This is a genomic window from Allobosea sp. CRIB-10 (assembly GCF_900112185.1).
Lineage (GTDB): Bacteria > Pseudomonadota > Alphaproteobacteria > Rhizobiales > Beijerinckiaceae > Allobosea.
Window position 1 is genome coordinate 77,295 of sequence record NZ_FOKP01000027.1, and the last position, 17,018, is coordinate 94,312.

A 17,018-nucleotide genomic window follows, 5' to 3' on the forward strand; every position below is an offset into this window, starting at 1 on the left:
GCATGCGTGGACATCTGATGCGCAATGCGCGAGCACGGCTACGGCATTCTGGTCCATTTGCCGCGGCTTTTACGTCCCCTGGCAGGCGTGGCTGTCCACGCCTTGACCGGTCGGTTGACGATGGCGAGGCGGTTCTGGGCAATACGCTCCGGCCGCGGGTCCGGCTGGACAAGCGGCCCGCTGCCTGAATCGAGCAAGACATGAGGACGGACCTGGCGAACATTGACACATCGCGCGGCGCTGACGGCCAGATGCAGGATGGACCGGTGTCTCGATGACCCGCGGTAGCAGCATCATGTCGAACTCGGTCATGAATGCAGCAGCTGGCTTGCTGCTGCTGGTGAGCGGGTTCGGCTCATCGGTGATCGTGGCGCGCCTGCTGGGACCGGAGGCGAACGGAACGATCGCCTTCGCATTGTGGATCGCTGCAACGGGGGCGCTGATAGCCGAGTTCGGTACCGGCGTCCTGCTGTTGCGTCTGCTGCCGCAGCTGAAGGCCCAAGGCGCGGACGACAGGGCGCGGCGCGGATTTGCCGCTTATCTCGCCTTGCCGGTCGCGCTCGCCACCACGATTCTGGTCGGGCTCTTCTGGAGCTTCTGTTGGTTTGGCGGCACGCAGTGGATCGATTCCACGCCAGCGGCGATCGCGCTCACGGGAGTCTTGCTGTTCGTTCAATCAATAGGCTCGCTCACCAAGAATTACCTCATCGGCGAGCAGCGCCTGCGCACATTCTTCTATTTCACCGGCATCGTCTCCGCGCTTCAGATCAGCGTCGTGCTCGCAGGCGCCTATCTCCATGGCGTGGAGGGCGCCCTGATCGGCTATATCGCCGGGCAATCCGTCTTATTTCTGTATTCGATTCGAATCATGCTGACGGCGCCCAACAACGCCGGCCACAGCCCGCGGACGCTGGCGGGAAGCTCGATGATCCTGTTCTTCGAGTTTGTGCTCACCTCCGTGTTCCTGACCCGGCCGGAGCTGGTTTTCCTCCAGAATTTCCACGGAGCGCAGCTGGTCGGCTTCTATGCGGTGGCGCTGACCCTTACCAACCTGGCGCTGCAACTACCGATTCAGCTGACGGGCAGCCTCATACCCTTCTATGTCGAGAGGCAACACATCGGGGAGCAGGATGCGTCGGCAGAGATCTTCGCCTGCGTCGTGCGAAATTTCGCCTACATCACGTTTCCGCTTTGCTTTGGTCTTGCCGCCATTTCCACCCCGCTCGTCCTCTCCGTCTACGGACCGGCCTTTGAGCCGGCCGGCGTCATCGTCGCGATCATGGCTGTCGGCGCTCCTGCGGCCGTCTTCATTCAACTCGTCACGCAATATCTCTACGCAATGGACCGGATGAAGTACCGCCTTGCCATCAGCGGTCTCGGGGCGGTCCTGATGGTCTGCGGCTGCTTCCTGGTCGTCCCGCAATGGGGTGGCATCGGCGCCGCCGTGATCCGTGATCTGGTGTTCCTGGCCATGAGCCTGGCTCTGCTGTGGAGCATCAACCTGAAGAGAGAGTCGCGCGGGCTGACGGTGGCGATCGTCAAGATCGCCGCAGCAGGCGCTCTCTGCGGCCTCGCCGCGCTGGCCGCGACGCGGATGCTGCCTGGGGCGAGCGGCCTGATTGCCGGCATTGTCGCCGGGGCCGTCGTTTACGGCGCGATGCTGCGCCTGCTGACGGCAGTGCCGAAACAGGATGCCGAGATGCTCGACCATCTGCTGGAGCGCCTGCCATCCGAGCCCGGGCGACTAGCCAGGCGGTTCTTGGGCCTCGTCGCGCCCGGCGCGGTGACTTCGGAAGCGGCGAAATGACATCCCAGCCCATTCTCGTTTACGCCGAAGCAGGTCCATCATCGATGCAGACACCGGTTCGGAGTGCGCTGCATCCCGTTTTGGCCGCCGCCGCCACGACCTCGCCTTTTGGCGAGCCCGTCACGTTCGGTAGCAGCATGGGCGTCTTCCATTCCGGCCACGCCCCGATCGCCGTGCTGATGCTCAGCGCCATCGGCTATGAAGAATTCTGCCTGCGCGCGACCTGGCGCAGCCTGGCGCAAGCGCTCTCGGACAAGGGCATCGCCTGCCTGCGCTTCGACTACCCCGGCCAGGGCGATGCCCATGAAGCCGCCGATCCGCAGGGGCTTGACGACTGGTTCGAGACGATCCGCGCCGCCGCCGACCTTCTGCGCCGCGCCAGCGGCTGCGAGCGCCTCGTCCTGCTCGGCCAAGGACTTGGCGGCGCCCTGGCGCTCAAGCTCGCCGAGGAACTCGCGCCTGTCGCGGCAAGCGTGTTGCTGGCGCCCGTCGGCAACGGCAAGCGCTATGTGCGGGAACTCTCGGTCTGGTCGCGCATCGTCTCGGATCGGATCGGCATGGGTATCGATCCCGACGATGAAACGCGCTGCGCCGTGGCCGGCCTGCGCATCGCACCCGGCCGCCTGTCTGCGTTCGCCACGCTCGATACAGGTACGCTGCGACAGGCGCCATCCAAGCAAGTGCTGCTGTTGTCGCGGCCCGGCCATGGTGGCGACGCGACCCTGGCCGAAATGCTCTCCGGCCTCGGCGCCACCGTCACGCAGCGCGACTACGAGGGCTACGACACGCTGACCACAGATTCGGTCACGGCTCGCCCACCCAAGGCGACGATCGCCGGTATCGTCGACTGGATCGTCGCGCGCGCTCAGGCGGCGGGCTCCGCGCCCGATGCCAGGACGCCACAGCCGCCAGGCCCGGCACAAGGCCTCCTCGGCGACGGCTTCGTCGAGCGGCCGATCCGCTTTGGCCCGGAGGGGCGCCTGTTCGGCGTGCTCTGCGAACCGCTCGGGCCGGCGGCGCGGGAACCCGTCCTCTTCGTCAATGCCGGCCGCGACTACCATATCGGCTGGGCCCGGGTCACCCTGAACCAGGCGCGCGCCTTCGCGGCGCGCGGCATCGCCTCGCTGCGCTTCGACGCGAGCAGCGTCGGCGATAGCGGCACGGCTCCCGACGAACCGGAAGAGACCCTCTATTCGCAGGCGCAGATCGACGATGTCCGCCTCGCCATCGACGCCATGCAGGCGCGCGGCTTCGACGCGCCCGTCCTGATCGGGCGTTGCAGCGGCGCCTACGCCGCCTTCCATGCCGCCGTGGTCGACGAGCGCATACGCCGCCTCGTCATCGTCAACAATGAGCGCTTCGTCTGGGATCCCGACGAGAGCGTCGAGGACGCGATCCGCTATGCCCATCGCAGCACGGGCGATCTCGGCGCGACGCTGGCTCGCAAGGACGGCCTGCGCCGCCTGCTCACCGGTAAGCTGCGCGTCGGAGCTGCGGGACGCTATCTGATCTATCGCTACCGCAAGCAGCTCTCGATCAAGCTCGCGCCCGTGCTCGGACGATTGACCAAGCATGGCCGGCTCTACCACCAATGCCATCGCCATTTTGCCAGGCTCGCCGCGCGCGAGGTCGACTTGTCGCTGATCTATGCCGATGGCGATGTCGGCATCGCAGAATTCCAAACCTATTTCGATGAGGGCGGGAAACGCCTCGCCACCTATCCCAACGCCTCGCTGACGATCATTGCGAACGCCGACCACAACTTCACCCATCTCGCCGCCGGGCGCCGGCTGCTCGATGCGCTCTTGCGGATCGTCGCGCCGTGAGGCTGGCCGCACTCGCTCTGGCCTTGCTCACCGCCTTGCCGGCGCAGGCGGAAACCTGCCTGCGCGGCGTCAACCTGTCGGGCGCCGAGTTCGGCGAGACGCCCGGCAAGATCGACACCGACTACACCTATCCCGGCGAACAGACGATCCAGCGGCTCGGCAAGCTCGGCGCGAGCGCCATCCGCCTGCCCTTCCGCTGGGAGCGCATCCAGCCCCGGCTCAACGGCGGGCTCGACATCATGGAACTGGCCTATCTCGACCAGACCGTCCGCCGGATCAACGAGGCCGGGCTGATCGCCATCATCGACCTGCACAATTACGGCTACTATGCCAAGAAGCAGCTCGGCTCGAAGGACCTCCCGGCCGAGGCGCTCGCCGATGTCTGGCGCCGGCTCGCCGAGCATTACCGCGACCGGCCCAGGCTTGTCTTCTCGCTGATGAACGAGCCCCACGACATCCACAGCGCCGACTGGGCGAAGATCCAGAACGCGGCCATCGCCGCGATCCGCAAGGCGGGCGCCAGGCAGCTTCTGCTGGTCACCGGCACGGCCTTCGGCGGCGCCCATAGCTGGACCTCCGACCTGCCGGTCGGCAATAACGGCCGCGACCTCCTCGGCGTCTCCGATCCGCTCGATCGCTACGCCTATGATTTCCACCAATATCTCGATGCCGACTATTCCGGCCGCGCCCCGGAATGTTCCGCGGCCGCCAATGCGCTCAAGGCGATCGACGACGTCACCGCCTGGCTCAAGGCCAATGGCCGCCGCGGCTTCCTCGGCGAGTTCGCCGCCTCCGACAAGCCGGAGTGCCTCATTGCGCTGAGGCAGATGGCGGCGAAGCTCGACGCCAACCCGCAGCAATGGCTCGGCTGGACCGCCTGGGGCGCCGGGCCCTGGTGGCCGGCCGACTATCTTTTCAATCTCGAGCCCACCAAGGCCGGCGAGCGCCCCCAGATGAAGGTGCTGATCGAACGCTTGAAGGCGAAGCGGTCGACCGCCATCTGCGGCCGGGAGGCCAAACCGTGACTGCCCCGTTCTCCCATCGCGCCACGCCTGCCTTGCCGGCCGGCACGCGCATCGTCCATGTCGTGCGTCAGTTCCTGCCCAATCGCGGCGGGCTGGAAGATGTCGTCGCCAATCTCTGCCGGGCTCAGCTGGCGCTCGGCCTCAAGCCCTCCGTGGTGACGCTCGATCGCCTGTTCTCCCGGCCCGAGCTCATCCTGCCGGCGAGCGAGCAGATCGACGGCATCCCGATCACCCGCATCCCCTTCCGCGGCTCGACGCGCTATCCGCTTGCGCCCGAGGTCTTCAAGCATCTGCGCGAGGCCGATCTCGTCCATGTCCACGCGATCGACTTCTTCTTCGACGCGCTCGCTCTGGGGTGGCTGCTCCACCGCAAGCCGCTCGTCGCCACCACCCATGGCGGCTTCTTCCACACCGCCGACTTCGCCGGCCTGAAGAAGCTCTGGTTCAACGGCCCGACCCGGCTTTCGGCGCAGGTCTATCGCGGCATCGCCGGCTGCAGCACCAACGATGCCCGCATGTTCGAGCGGCTCGCGCCCGGCAAGGTCCGGGTCATCGAGAACGGCGTCGACCTCGACAAATTCGCCGGCGCCTCAAGCCCCGACCCGCAGCGGCGCCTCGTCAGCATCGGCCGCTTCTCCAAGAACAAGCGGCCGGACCGGCTGATCGCGATGATGGCGGCGCTGGCGCGGCGCGAGCCGTCCTGGCAGCTCGACATGCTCGGCGTCGCCTCGGACTGGACGGAGGAAGCGCTGCGCAAGGCGGTCGCCGATGCCGGCATGGAGCGGAACGTGACGCTGCATCTCGGCCTCGACGACGCCGCGGCGAGACAGGTGATGAGCCGCGCCTCGCTCTTCGTCTCGGCCTCGGAATTCGAGGGCTTCGGCCTGGCCCTGGTCGAGGCGATGAGCGCCGGCCTCGTGCCGGTCGTCCAGCCCAATGCCGCCTTCGCCGGCCTGGCGAGCAAGTTTCCCGTCGTCCGCACCGTCGATTTCGCCGATCCGGACGAGGCTGCTTCGGCCGTCGAGCAGGCCTATGCCGATCTCGTCCGTTATCCCGGCAATACGCGCCCGCGCCTCTTCGACCTCGCATCCTACTCCTGGCACGAGGTCACCCGCCGCTATCTCGAGTTCTACGCCGCGGCGCTCTGACCCTCGACGTCATCGCACTGCCCTCGCGCAAGGAAACCCTTGCGCGCCGCCGGCTTCTGCCTTTGTAATAGTGGATACACTCATACAGAATAGCTGACGGCGCGCCGGCCAGCTGAGGGGTAATGGGATGAGCTTCGCCTCCAAGGGGATGGCCGCGACGGCGCAGGACGAAGCCTACCGCGCCATCCTGCAGGACATCCGCAGTGGCCGCTATCAGCCGGGCGAGCGCCTGATCCCGGAGACGATCGCGCGCGAGCTCGCCATGAGCCGCATGCCGGTGCGCGAAGCCTTCCAGCGCCTCGCCAATGAAGGCCTCGTCCTGATCCGCCCCAATCGGGGCTGCGTCGTCTCCGGCCTGACCATCGACGAGATCTACGAGCTGTTCGAGATCCGCTCCGTGCTGGAGGGGCTCGCGGTTCGCTTGGCCATGCCGCGCTTCGATGCAGCGGCGCTGGCCGAACTCGACGACCATGTCGCCCGCATGCACCGTGCCGGTGCAGCCGGCGGCGCCGACTGGCTGACCAAGCACCAGGAATTCCACGCCTATATCTGCGGCCTCAGCCGGCGCCCCAAGCTGATCGCCCAGATCGCGGCGCTGCACATCGCCGTCGAGCCCTCTATGCGGGTCTGGCTCCATCATGTCGCCCAGCCCGCCCATGCCACCGAGCGCCAGGACGAAGTCGTCGAGGCGATCAGGACCGGCGATGCCGAGCATGCCGAAGCGGTGATGCGCGACCACGTCCTGCGTACGGCACCGCGCCTCGCCGAGTTCCTGCGCAAGCGCGGCCAAGCAGCAGGCGTTCCATCGACCTTGCCGGCCAGCACGCAGATCTGAACCGAACCATGCAGCGGCTCGCCAGAAGGCCGCACTGCCGAGGGACGCCCGAGGCTCAGCCAGAACAATGAGGGGATCAACGATGGATCGACGCCAGTTCCTGAAAGCCTCGGCCGCAGTGGCCTTCCTGCCAGCCGCGCCGCATCTCGCCAGCGCCCAGGATGCCAAGACCCTGCGCTTCGTGCCCTATTCCGACGTCGCGATCATCGATCCGATCTGGACCAACGGCTATTCGACCCGCACCCACGCCCTATTGGTCTGGGACACGCTCTACGGGCTCGACGACCAGTTCCAGCCGCAGCCGCAAATGGTCGAGGGCCATGTCGTCGAGGAGGACGGCAAGCGCTGGACGCTGACATTGCGGCCCGGCCTCGTCTTCCATGACGGCAGCAAGGTGCTGGCGCGCGACGCCGTCGCCTCGATCAAGCGCTGGGGCGCCCGCGATACGTTCGGCCAGGCGCTGATGGCGGCGACCGACGAGCTTTCGGCGCCGGATGACCGCACCATCGTCTTCCGGCTGAAGGCACCCTTCCCGCAGCTGCCGGCGGCACTCGCCCGCCCGAGCGCGCTCGTCGCCGCGATCATGCCGGAGCGCCTCGCCGCGACCGATCCGTTCAAGCAGATCCCCGAGGCGATCGGCAGCGGCCCCTATCGCTATCTCACGGCCGAGCGCATCGCCGGCGCCCGCCATGTCTATGCCAGGCACGAGGGTTACGTCCCGCGCCCGGGCACACCGAGCTTCACCGCCGGGCCGCGCACGCCTTTTCTCGACCGCATCGAGTTCACCGTGATGCCCGATGCCGCGACCGCGGTCTCGGCGCTGCAGACCGGCGCGGTCGACTGGGTCGAGCAGCCGATCATCGACCTCCTGCCGCTGCTGCGGAAGGACCCGAACATCGTGGTCGAGGTCAAGGACCGGACCGGCATGGCCGGGCAGCTCCGGCTCAATCATCTACAGCCGCCCTTCAACAACCCGGCGATCCGCCGCGTCATCCTCCAGGCGATCGACCAGGAAGAGTGCATGAACGCGGTCTGCGGCGGCGACCCGCAGGTCGAGCGCGGCAGCATCGGCTTCTTCCCGAACAATTCGCCGATGGCGTCCGACGTCGCGGCCAAGGCTCTGAAGGGGCCGAAGGATTTCGGCAAGCTCAAGCAGGAGCTCGCCGCCGCCGGCTACAAGGGCGAGCGCGCCGTCTTCCTGGCGGCGCAGGACGTGCCGCGCATCTCGCTGGTCTGCGACGTCGCCGCGGATGCGCTGCGCAAGATCGGCGTCAATGTCGACTTCGTCGCTGCCGACTGGGGCACCGTCCTGCAGCGGATCAGCAATCGCAATCCGGTCGAGCAGGGCGGCTGGAGCTGCTACGTCACCTATTGGGCGGGGCTCGATCTCGGCTCGCCGGCGACGAGCTCGCCCTTGCGCGGCAACGGCGCCAAGGGCAGCCCGGGCTGGCCCGACAGCCCGCAGATCGAGGCGCTGCGTGCCCGTTTCCTGACCGCCGGCGACTCGGCCGAGCAGAAGGCGATTGCCCGTGAGATCGAGCTGCAGGCGATGCAGGACGTGCCCTATGTTCCGGCCGGCCAGTACCTCCAGCCGGTCGCCTACCGCAAGAACCTGACCGGCATGCTCAACGGCGTCCCGGTCTTCACCAATCTGCGCAAGGGCTGAGCGCCCGTCGCGTCCTTCCCAGATGGCCGGCGATCAACGCCGGCCATGTTCCCACGAAAGCCCCTCCCATGCGTGATCTCGAGCTTCCCGGCCGCTCCCTCGCCATCAGCCGCAATGCGATGGCGGCGACCTCGCACCCCGCCTCGACGCTCGCTGCGCTCGACATCATGAAGGCCGGCGGCAACGCGATCGATGCGGCGATTGCCGCCTGCGCCGTGCAATGCGTCGTCGAGGCCGGCTCGACCGGCGTCGGCGGCGACTGCTTCGTGCTCTATTCGCAGGGCGGATCGACCGATGTCATCGCCTATAACGGCTCGGGCCGCACGCCCGCCGCCGCGACGCTGGATTGGTACGCGAAGGCCGGCATCACCACGCTGGAGCGGCATTCGCCGCATGTCGTAACCGTGCCCGGCGCGATCGACGCCTGGACCCGGCTGAACAAGGATCATGGCCGCCTGCCACTCGCGGAAGTCTTCGCGCCTGCCATCACTTATGCCCGCGACGGCTATGCGCTGACCCCGCGCGTCGCCTACGACCTCGCCGCCCAGTACGAGCTGCTGATCAAGGATGCCAATGCCGCCGCGACTTTCCTCGTCGACGGCAAGGCTCCGCCGGCCGGGACGGTTCAGCGCCAGCCGGCGCTCGCCGATACGCTCGAAGCGATCGGCCGCGAAGGGCGCGACGCCTTCTATCGCGGCGAGACCGCCCGGGAGATGGTCGACTACCTCCAGACCGCCGGCGGCCTGCATACGCTGGAGGACTTCGCCGCGGCCGAAGGCGAATACGTCACGCCGATCAGCGCAACCTTCCGCGGCCGCACCGTCTATGAGTGCCCGCCCAACGGCCAGGGCGTGATCGCGCTGCTGATCATGAAGATCCTCGAGCGCTTCCAGCCCAAGGGCGGCCCGCTCGCGGCCGAGAACCTGCATATCGAGCTGGAAGCCACCCGTCTCGCCTATGCCGCCCGTGACCGCTTCCTCGCCGACCCCGCCAAGGCGGAGGTTCCAATCGAGCATCTGCTGTCGGATGCACTCGCCGACGAGCTCGCCGGGATGATCGATCCCGAGCGCGCGCTCGATCCGCTGCCGGTCATCCCCGGCGGCGCCGAGCACAAGGACACGGTCTACATCAGCGTCGTCGACAAGGACCGCAACGCCGTCTCCTTCATCAACTCGATCTTCTCGCCCTATGGCAGCGGGCTGATGACCAAAAAGTCGGGCGTGCTCTTCCATAATCGCGGCCAGAGCTTCGTGCTGAAACAGGGCCATCCCAACGCGATCGCGCCGCGCAAGCGCCCGATGCATACCATCATCCCCGGCATGCTCGCCGAGGGCGGCCGCGTCGTCATGCCCTTCGGCGTGATGGGCGGGCACTACCAGGCGATGGGTCACGCCCATTTCCTGGCGAAGCTGTTCGACCACGGCCTCGATTTGCAGGAGGCGATCGACCTGCCGCGCCTGTTCCCGCTGCCGGGCACGAACACGGTCGAGGCCGAAGCGCGCCTGCGCGACAGCGTCGGCGCGGCGCTTACGGCGCGCGGCTTCGACGTGCAGCCGCCGAAATCGCCGATGGGCGGCGCCCAGGCGATCTGGATCGACTGGGAGAACGGCACGCTGACCGGCGGCTCCGACCCGCGCAAGGACGGCTGCGCGCTGGGATATTGAGCGCGCGAGAACCCCTCCCCTTGTGAGGAGGGGCAGGGGTGGGGGGCGGAAAGTCGAAGTGAACTCGCCGGGAATCGGGCGGATCCGCCTCTACGATCCGCCGGTCACCCGGTCGTTCGCCCCCCATCCCCAAACCCTTCCCCGCAAGGGGGAAGGGAGGAGTCCAGGCGAGCACCGCATTGGAAGGCTACCCCCAGTGCGAGACCGCCCTGCATGAGGCGGCCTCGACAGCGCCGGCGATCCCGGCAAGCTTCTTCTTCAGAACAAGTCGAGGGAGAAGCGGGCATGGCAGACGACAAGCCTAAGGGGCGCGGCATCGCCGGGGGGCTGACCAATTACGGCGACCCGGACTTCGCAGCTTATCTGCGCCGCTCCTTCGCCCGCTCGATGGGCTATTCCGACGAGGCCCTGGCGCGGCCGATCGTCGGCATCGCCAACACCTATAGCGGCTTCAACAATTGCCACCGCCACTTCCCAGAATTGCTGGAGGCGGTGAAGCGCGGCGTGCTGATGGCCGGCGGCCTGCCCGTCGAGTTCCCGACCATCTCGCTCGGCGAGGTCTTCCTCAACCCGACCAGCCTGAAGTTCCGCAACCTGATGGCGATGGGCACGGAGGAGATGATCCGGGCCCAGCCGATCGACGCCGTCGTGCTGATGGGCGGTTGCGACAAGACCGTGCCGGCCCAGTTGATGGCGGCGCTCTCGGCCAATGTCCCAACCGTTCAGCTCGTCGCCGGGCCGATGTCGACCGGCCGCCACAAGGGCGAGCGGCTGGGCGCCTGCACCGATTGCCGCCGCTTTTGGGCGCGCTTCCGCGCCGGCGAGATCGACCAGGAAGAGATCGACGTGGTCGAAGGCCGGCTCGCCACCACCGCCGGCACCTGCGCGGTGATGGGTACAGCCTCGACCATGGCCTGCATCGCCGAGACGCTGGGGCTGTCGCTGCCACGCTCGGCCGCGATCCCGGCCGTCCATGCCGACCGCCTGCGCTGCGCCGAGGAAAGCGGCAAGCGCGCGGTCGAACTGATCGGCACGAAAGCCCTGCTACCGCGCCAGATCGTCACCGAACAGGCGATCGAGAAGGCCTGGCGCGTATTGCTGGCGATCTCCGGCTCGACCAATGCGGTGGTGCACCTCACCGCCATCGCCCGCCGCGCCGGCATCAAGGTCGACCTCAACCGCCTCAACCGGCTCTCCGACGAGACGCCGGTGCTGGTGAACCTGAAGCCGGTCGGCAACAATTACATGGAGGATTTCTTCGCCGCCGGCGGCGTGCCGGCCGTGCTGAAGGAACTCCGCGACCTCCTGCATCTCGACTGCCTGACGATCACCGGCCGGACGCTGGGCGAACTGATCGACGAGCCCCTGCTCGACCAGCTCGACCGCACGATCATCCGCTCGCGCGCCGACCCGGTCGACCCCGATGGCGGTCTCGTCGCCGTATTCGGTTCGCTCGCCCCGCGCGGCGCCATCGTCAAGCGCGCCGCGGCGGAGAAACGCCTGCTCGAGCATGAAGGCCGCGCCGTCGTGTTCTCCTCGCTAGAGGACCTCGCCGCCCGCATCGATGATCCCGATCTCGATGTCGGCCCGGACGATATCCTCGTCCTGCAGAACGCCGGTCCCAAGAGCGCCGCGGCCATGCCGGAAGCCGGCTATCTGCCGATCCCGCGCAGGCTTGCAGCCAAGGGCGTCAAGGACATGGTGCGCATCTCCGACGCCCGCATGTCCGGCACCGCCTATGGCGCGATCGTGCTGCATGTCGCGCCGGAGGCGGCAGTCGGCGGTCCGCTGGCGCTCGTGCGCAATGGCGACCGGATCCGGCTCAGCGTGCGTGAGCGCCGACTCGATCTGCTGGTCGATACGGCCGAGCTTGAGGCGCGGCGGGCTGCCTTGCCACCCGGCCCCGTAAAGAAGCGCCGCGGCTATGACCGGCTCTACGACGAGCACGTGCTCCAGGCCGACGAAGGCGTCGATTTCGACTTCTGCTGAACCTTCACCGTCTTTCCGAGGCTTCGCGCTGCGAAGAGCCCTGAGCCCATGAACACAGCCCTTTCCGTCATGGTCGGGCTTGTCCCGACCATCCACGTCTTCGTTCAGGCAAGGTGGCGTCCAAGACGTGGATGCTCGCCACAAGGGCGAGCATGACGAGCTGGAACAGCGTCGTGGTCATGAGTTCCGGGCTCGCCCCTGAAAGCCGCCCCCGAAAGACGGCATGGTTCCGTGCCGACGACCTTCAAGCCAGGTGGCAGGCGATCTCCAGCTCGCCCTCCCGGCGCAGTGCCGGCGCCTCGCTCCGGCAGCGCTCGACCGCCTGCACGCAGCGCGGATGGAAGGCACAGCCCGGCGGCGGCGCGATCGGGCTCGGCACCTCGCCCGACATCGGCCGGCGCTGGCGGTTCGGCTTCTCGACATCGGGGATCGTGTCGAGGAGGAGCCGCGTATAGGGGTGGCGCGGCCGGCCGAACACCTCTTCCGCCGGCCCGCTCTCGACGAAACGGCCGAGATACATGATGGCAAGATGGTCGGACATGTGCCGGACCACCGAGAGATTATGGCTGATGAAGAGATAGGTCAGCCCGAATTCCTTCTGCAGGCGGACCATCAGGTTGAGGATTTGTGCCTGCACGGAGACGTCGAGCGCCGAGGTCGGTTCGTCGCAAACCAGGAAGTCGGCCTCGGTCGCCAGCGCCCGGGCGATCGAGATGCGCTGACGCTGGCCGCCGGAGAACTCGTGCGGGAAGCGGCTCGCATCCGCCCGCGACAGACCGACGATCTCCAGGAGATCGCCGACACGGGTTCCCGTCTCGCTCTCGTCCTTGCGCAGCCTCAGTTCGCGGATCGGCTCGGCGATGATGTCGCCGACGCGCCAGCGCGGATTGAGCGAGGCGTAAGGGTCCTGGAAGATCATCTGCACGCGCGGCGGCCCGACCGAGCCGTCGGCGCGCTTGATGTCCTTGAAATCCAGCATGCCCTGCGTTGGCCTTTGCAGGCCGACGACCATGCGCGCCAGCGTCGACTTCCCGCAGCCGGATTCGCCGACAATGCTGAAAGTGGTGCCGCGTTCGACGCTGAAGGAGACGTTCTCGACCGCGCGCAGGATGCGGCGCGGCTCAGCTGAGAACAGCCGCGACAGGGCCGGCGCCGAGACGTCGAAGCGGCAGGACGCCGAGGTAACTTCGAGAATGATGTTCGCCTCAGCCATGGGCCATCTCCCGCAGCGGGAAATGGCAGGCGGCGGCATGGCCGGAGACCGGCAGGCTGGGCTTGTGCTCGCGGCAAAGATCGGTGGCGAAGCCGCAGCGCGGGTTGAAGGCGCAGCCGGCGGGAATCGCGTTCAGACGCGGCATCGAGCCGTCGATCTGGTTGAGCTGCGCATTGCGGCGATGGACGCTCGGGATCGAGGCCATCAGTCCGGCGGTATAGGGATGGCGCGGCCGGCGCGTCACCTCCTCGACCGGGCCGATCTCGACGACGCGCCCGGCATACATCACCGCGACCCGGTCGGCCGTCTCGGCGATCACCCCCATGTCGTGCGTGACCAGCATGATCGCCGTGCCGTGCTCGCGGCAGAGCCGCTTCAGCAGCGTGGTGATCTGCGCCTGAATCGAGACATCGAGCGCCGTGGTCGGCTCGTCGGCGATGATCAGGATGGGCTCGGCGCAAAGCGCGAGCGCGATCACGACGCGCTGGCGCATGCCGCCGGAGAACTGGTGCGGGTAGTGGTCGATCCGCGTCTCGGCGGCGGGGATGCCGACCTCCTTGAGCAGGTCGAGCGCGCGCTTGCGCGCCTCACTCTTGCTCACCGGCAGATGCGTGATGATGGTCTCGACCAGCTGCTCGCCGACGGTCAGCAGCGGATGCAGCGAGGTCAGCGGATCTTGGAAGATCGCGCCGATCCGGCGACCGCGCAGCTTGCGCATCGCCTCGGCCGGTAAATTGTCGATGCGCTGACCAGACAGCTTGATCTCGCCGCCGGCCAGCCGTCCCGGCGGATCGAGCAGGCCGATCACCGCCGTGCCGGTCAGCGACTTGCCGGCGCCGGACTCGCCGACCACGCCCAAAATCTCACCCGGCGCGATCTCGAAGGAGACGCCGTCGAGCGCCGTCAGCGGGCCGCGCCGCCCGTCGAAGACGATGCGCAGATCCTGCACCGAAAGCAGCGCTGACTGGGCGTTCACGCGGCGTCCTCCTTGCGTTCGATCGGGTAGCTGGACGAGAAGATCTCGCTCATCGGCGGATGGCCCAAGGTGCGCTCCGGATAGCGCGCCATCACGCCTTCGAACTGCTTCTGGGCGCGGATGTTGTCGGCGGCCTCGTCCTGGCCGGGGATGGCCCGGTCCTCCATGACGAAGCGGCCGTCGATCACCACGGTCGAGAAATCGCGGCCATGGCCGGTCAGCATCATCGTCTGGATGGGATCGATCATCTGCCCGCTATGCGGCCGGTCGAACGCGAAGACGGTGATGTCGGCGCGGGAGCCCGGCTGGAGGCGGCCGAGATCGGGCCGCCGCAGCGCATTCGCGCCACCAATGGTGGCGGCGTCGTAATAGTCCTCGGAGCGCACGGCGCCGACATTGCCGGCCATGGTGCGGGAAAGGATCATGCCCGTCTGCAGGTTCATCACCATGTCCGGCGGGGCGGTATCGGTGCCCATGGCGATGTTGAGACCCATGGCGCGGTAGCTGCCGAAATGGTTGATCGCGCCGCCATGCCGGCCGGAGACGAGCGGGCAATGGACGATGCTGGCGCCGGAATCGCGGATGATCTCGAGGTCGCGGCCGGGCCGGTCGATCAGGCGGCTGCCCGAGACCACCGTGCCATGCGGCAAGAGGCAGCGCTCGTCGAGGAAGCCGAGGCTCTCCAGCCATTCCGGCGGACTCATGCCGTGCTGGGCGAGGACGAGGTCGTATTCGATCTTGGACTGGCAGCAGTGCAGCCGCACCGGCGCGTCGAGCTCGCGCGCAGCGGCGGCGGTCCGGCGCAGCAGCTCGGCGGTCGAAGTCTCGATACGGTCGGGCGCGAACATCGCGCGGATCAGCCCGCCAGCCGCGCCATCATGACGCCCGGCGAAGTCGATGGCGGCGTCGAGCTCGGCGAGGCCGCGGGGCTCGTCGTAATGGGTGGCGATGCGCCCGTCGGCCTCGACCAGCTGGTTGCCGGTGCGATAGGCCGGGCCGAGATAGGCGCGCAGGCCGAGATCGGCGGCCGCTTCCGCCGCGTCCTCGAACTCCTGCACCGTCTCGCCCCAGGCGCGGTAGAACAGCGAGGCGATCGGCAGCGCCGTGGTGATGCCGTTGCGGATCAGCTGGGAGAAGGCATGGCGCTTCTGGAAGGCCAGCTCCTCGCGCGTATACATCTCGTAGGGACCAGCCTCGAGATAGCTGCGCGGCCAGACGCGCCCCTTCTTCCAGGCCGGCTGGTTGTCATAGCCGAGGATGGTGGTGTCGAGATCCGAGAGCGCGTCGCAGTCGATGAAGCCCGGCCCGATCAGGGCGTGGCCGTAGTCGAGGCGCCTGGCAACCTCGCCCGGAAAACCGTGGCCGACGAAGACGACCTCGCCGTTCTCGAACACGACCTCGCCGTTCTCATAGAGGCGATGGCGGCCGTCCTTGTGGCCGACCACCCAGCGGGCGGTCATCAGGATGCGGCCTTGCGGTCGTGTCTTGGCTCGCAGGGTCACGGCGCGGTCCTGATCGAGACGCCGTCGCGGGCGACGACCTTGCCGCGCTTGATCACGCGGCGCTGCGGCGGACGGGTCGCGACGGCCTCGGCGATCGACTCGGTCGGCAGCAGGACGAGATCGGCGACGCAGCCGACATCGAGCCCGTAGCCCTCGATCTCCATCACCTTCGCGCCCTCGGTCGTGCAGACGTCGAGCGCCAGCCGGACCTCGTCGTCGCGGCGGAAATTGTTGCGCAGGCCGACGAACATCGCCCGCTCCAGCATGTCGGCGTTGCCATAGGGGCTCCAGGTATCGCGGATGCCGTCGGAGCCCGAGCAGACGCGCACGCCAGCCTGCAGCAGCTTCTTCACGGGAGGAGCCGGGCGGCTCGCCGGCGCGGTCGTCATGATCGCGATGTCGAGCGCGGCGAGTTCCTCGATCAAGGGGTCGATCAGGGCCGGGTCGGGCGTGCCAAGGCAGAAGGCATGGCTGACCGTGACCTTGCCGGCCATGCCGAGCGCGCGGGTGCGCTCGATGATCAGGTCGAGCGAGAAGGCGCCGACCTCGCCGGGCTCGTGCAGATGGATGTCGAGCGGCTTGCCATAGCGCTGGCAGAGGTCGAAGACGGCGTCGAGATGGCCCTTCGGATCGCGGTCGATCGTGCAGGGGTCGAGCCCGCCGACGATCTCGCAGCCGGCCTTCATCGCCTGGTCCATCAGCTCGAGCGTGCCCGGCCGGCGCAGCAGCCCCGATTGCGGGAAGGCGACGAGCTCGATGTCGACGATGTCGCGATAGGCGTCGCGCGTCCTCATCACGCCCTCGACGCCCCATAGGCCATGCTCGGTGTCGATATCGACATGGCTGCGGATATGGGTCGTGCCCTTGAGCGAGGAGAGGATGCTCTGGCGGGCGGACTGGCGCTCGGGATCGATGTCGAGCCGCTTCTTGTTCTCCCGCTCATTGTCGATCTTGTCGAGCAGCTTGGGGCCGACCTCGTTGGTGTACCAGGGCAGGCCGAGCAGGCTCTTGTCGAGATGGGTATGGGCCTCGACCAGGCCGGGGATGACGATCTCGCCTTTGCCGTCCTCGATCGCGACGCCGGCGGGTGCCGGGAGGTTTTCTCCGACCTGCGTGATCTTGCCGTTCTCGATCAGCAGGTCGACGGCCTTGCCGGCATAGGGGCGGACATTGCGGAGCAGCAGGGAGGCGGTCATCGCAGGCGTATCCTCTCATTCTTGGTCGTCATGATCGGGCCGCGACCTGCCCCCTCTCCCCTTGCGGGGGAGGGTCGGGGTGAGCGACTGTCTTGTTGGTCAAGCGGTTTGTTCGCGCCATGGTTGTCTGTCCCGGATGACGGCGTTGAGGATTGTGACGAGCTTTCGGGC

Annotated in this window: 12 protein-coding genes; 8 read left to right on the forward strand and 4 right to left on the reverse strand. The window is 67.7% G+C overall.

Annotated elements, in window-relative coordinates:
* Positions 1 to 274 precede the first annotated feature (274 nt).
* The 8 genes from BMZ69_RS25790 (at position 275) to BMZ69_RS25825 (ending at position 11,960) form a co-directional block, all read left to right on the forward strand.
* A complete protein-coding gene (locus BMZ69_RS25790) occupies positions 275 to 1,807 on the forward strand; it encodes a lipopolysaccharide biosynthesis protein (RefSeq protein WP_092162267.1) in 1,533 nt (510 codons plus the stop codon).
* A 44-nt stretch (positions 1,808 to 1,851) separates the two neighbouring features.
* Entirely contained in the window at positions 1,852 to 3,633 is a 1,782-nt protein-coding gene (locus tag BMZ69_RS25795; RefSeq protein WP_175506974.1) for an alpha/beta fold hydrolase, read from the forward strand.
* Entirely contained in the window at positions 3,630 to 4,658 is a 1,029-nt protein-coding gene (locus BMZ69_RS25800) for a glycoside hydrolase family 5 protein (protein WP_092162269.1), read from the forward strand. Before BMZ69_RS25795 ends, BMZ69_RS25800 begins: the two co-directional genes overlap by 4 nt.
* Positions 4,655 to 5,806, forward strand: a complete 1,152-nt coding sequence (locus BMZ69_RS25805; RefSeq protein ID WP_175506975.1) for a glycosyltransferase family 4 protein — start codon at positions 4,655 to 4,657, stop codon at positions 5,804 to 5,806. The genes BMZ69_RS25800 and BMZ69_RS25805 overlap by 4 nt, the downstream gene beginning before the upstream one ends.
* Before the next feature lie 127 nt (positions 5,807 to 5,933).
* Positions 5,934 to 6,641: a GntR family transcriptional regulator gene (locus tag BMZ69_RS25810; RefSeq protein ID WP_092162270.1), complete on the forward strand. Its 708-nt coding sequence runs from the start codon at positions 5,934 to 5,936 to the stop codon at positions 6,639 to 6,641.
* Positions 6,642 to 6,723: 82 nt separating this feature from the next.
* Positions 6,724 to 8,307: an ABC transporter substrate-binding protein gene (locus BMZ69_RS25815; RefSeq protein ID WP_092162271.1), complete on the forward strand. Its 1,584-nt coding sequence runs from the start codon at positions 6,724 to 6,726 to the stop codon at positions 8,305 to 8,307.
* 68 nt (positions 8,308 to 8,375) lie between these two features.
* Positions 8,376 to 9,971 carry a gamma-glutamyltransferase gene (gene ggt / locus BMZ69_RS25820; protein ID WP_092162272.1) on the forward strand — a complete coding sequence of 532 codons (1,596 nt, stop codon included), beginning with the start codon at positions 8,376 to 8,378 and terminating at the stop codon, positions 9,969 to 9,971.
* A 285-nt stretch (positions 9,972 to 10,256) separates the two neighbouring features.
* Positions 10,257 to 11,960, forward strand: a complete 1,704-nt coding sequence (locus tag BMZ69_RS25825) for an IlvD/Edd family dehydratase (protein ID WP_092162273.1) — start codon at positions 10,257 to 10,259, stop codon at positions 11,958 to 11,960.
* A gap of 244 nt (positions 11,961 to 12,204) precedes the next feature.
* On the opposite strand, the gene BMZ69_RS25830 is transcribed toward BMZ69_RS25825, so the two are convergent.
* Genes BMZ69_RS25830 through BMZ69_RS25845 form a run of 4 tightly spaced genes read right to left on the reverse strand, consistent with a single transcriptional unit; the run spans position 12,205 to position 16,847 of the window.
* On the reverse strand, positions 12,205 to 13,173 hold the full coding sequence (locus tag BMZ69_RS25830) for an ABC transporter ATP-binding protein (protein ID WP_175506976.1): 969 nt from the start codon (positions 13,171 to 13,173) through the stop codon (positions 12,205 to 12,207).
* Positions 13,166 to 14,149 (reverse strand): ABC transporter ATP-binding protein, encoded by a 984-nt coding sequence (locus BMZ69_RS25835; protein WP_092162287.1) that lies wholly within the window; start codon positions 14,147 to 14,149, stop codon positions 13,166 to 13,168. Before BMZ69_RS25835 ends, BMZ69_RS25830 begins: the two co-directional genes overlap by 8 nt.
* On the reverse strand, positions 14,146 to 15,609 hold the full coding sequence (locus BMZ69_RS25840; protein ID WP_092162296.1) for an amidohydrolase family protein: 1,464 nt from the start codon (positions 15,607 to 15,609) through the stop codon (positions 14,146 to 14,148). The genes BMZ69_RS25835 and BMZ69_RS25840 overlap by 4 nt, the downstream gene beginning before the upstream one ends.
* A 38-nt stretch (positions 15,610 to 15,647) precedes the next feature.
* The gene (locus tag BMZ69_RS25845; protein ID WP_092162290.1) at positions 15,648 to 16,847 is read right to left on the reverse strand and encodes an amidohydrolase family protein; all 1,200 of its coding nucleotides are present in this window, start codon (positions 16,845 to 16,847) and stop codon (positions 15,648 to 15,650) included.
* Positions 16,848 to 17,018 lie beyond the last annotated feature (171 nt).

Coding starts and splice junctions, on each gene's coding strand:
- BMZ69_RS25795 (WP_175506974.1), top strand. CDS start 1,852: ATGCAGACACCGGTTCGGAGTGCGCTGCATCCCGTTTTGGCCGCCGCC.
- BMZ69_RS25840 (WP_092162296.1), bottom strand. CDS start 15,609: ATGACCGCCCGCTGGGTGGTCGGCCACAAGGACGGCCGCCATCGCCTC.
- BMZ69_RS25825 (WP_092162273.1), top strand. CDS start 10,257: ATGGCAGACGACAAGCCTAAGGGGCGCGGCATCGCCGGGGGGCTGACC.
- ggt (WP_092162272.1), top strand. CDS start 8,376: ATGCGTGATCTCGAGCTTCCCGGCCGCTCCCTCGCCATCAGCCGCAAT.
- BMZ69_RS25815 (WP_092162271.1), top strand. CDS start 6,724: ATGGATCGACGCCAGTTCCTGAAAGCCTCGGCCGCAGTGGCCTTCCTG.
- BMZ69_RS25845 (WP_092162290.1), bottom strand. CDS start 16,847: ATGACCGCCTCCCTGCTGCTCCGCAATGTCCGCCCCTATGCCGGCAAG.
- BMZ69_RS25790 (WP_092162267.1), top strand. CDS start 275: ATGACCCGCGGTAGCAGCATCATGTCGAACTCGGTCATGAATGCAGCA.
- BMZ69_RS25810 (WP_092162270.1), top strand. CDS start 5,934: ATGAGCTTCGCCTCCAAGGGGATGGCCGCGACGGCGCAGGACGAAGCC.
- BMZ69_RS25830 (WP_175506976.1), bottom strand. CDS start 13,173: ATGGCTGAGGCGAACATCATTCTCGAAGTTACCTCGGCGTCCTGCCGC.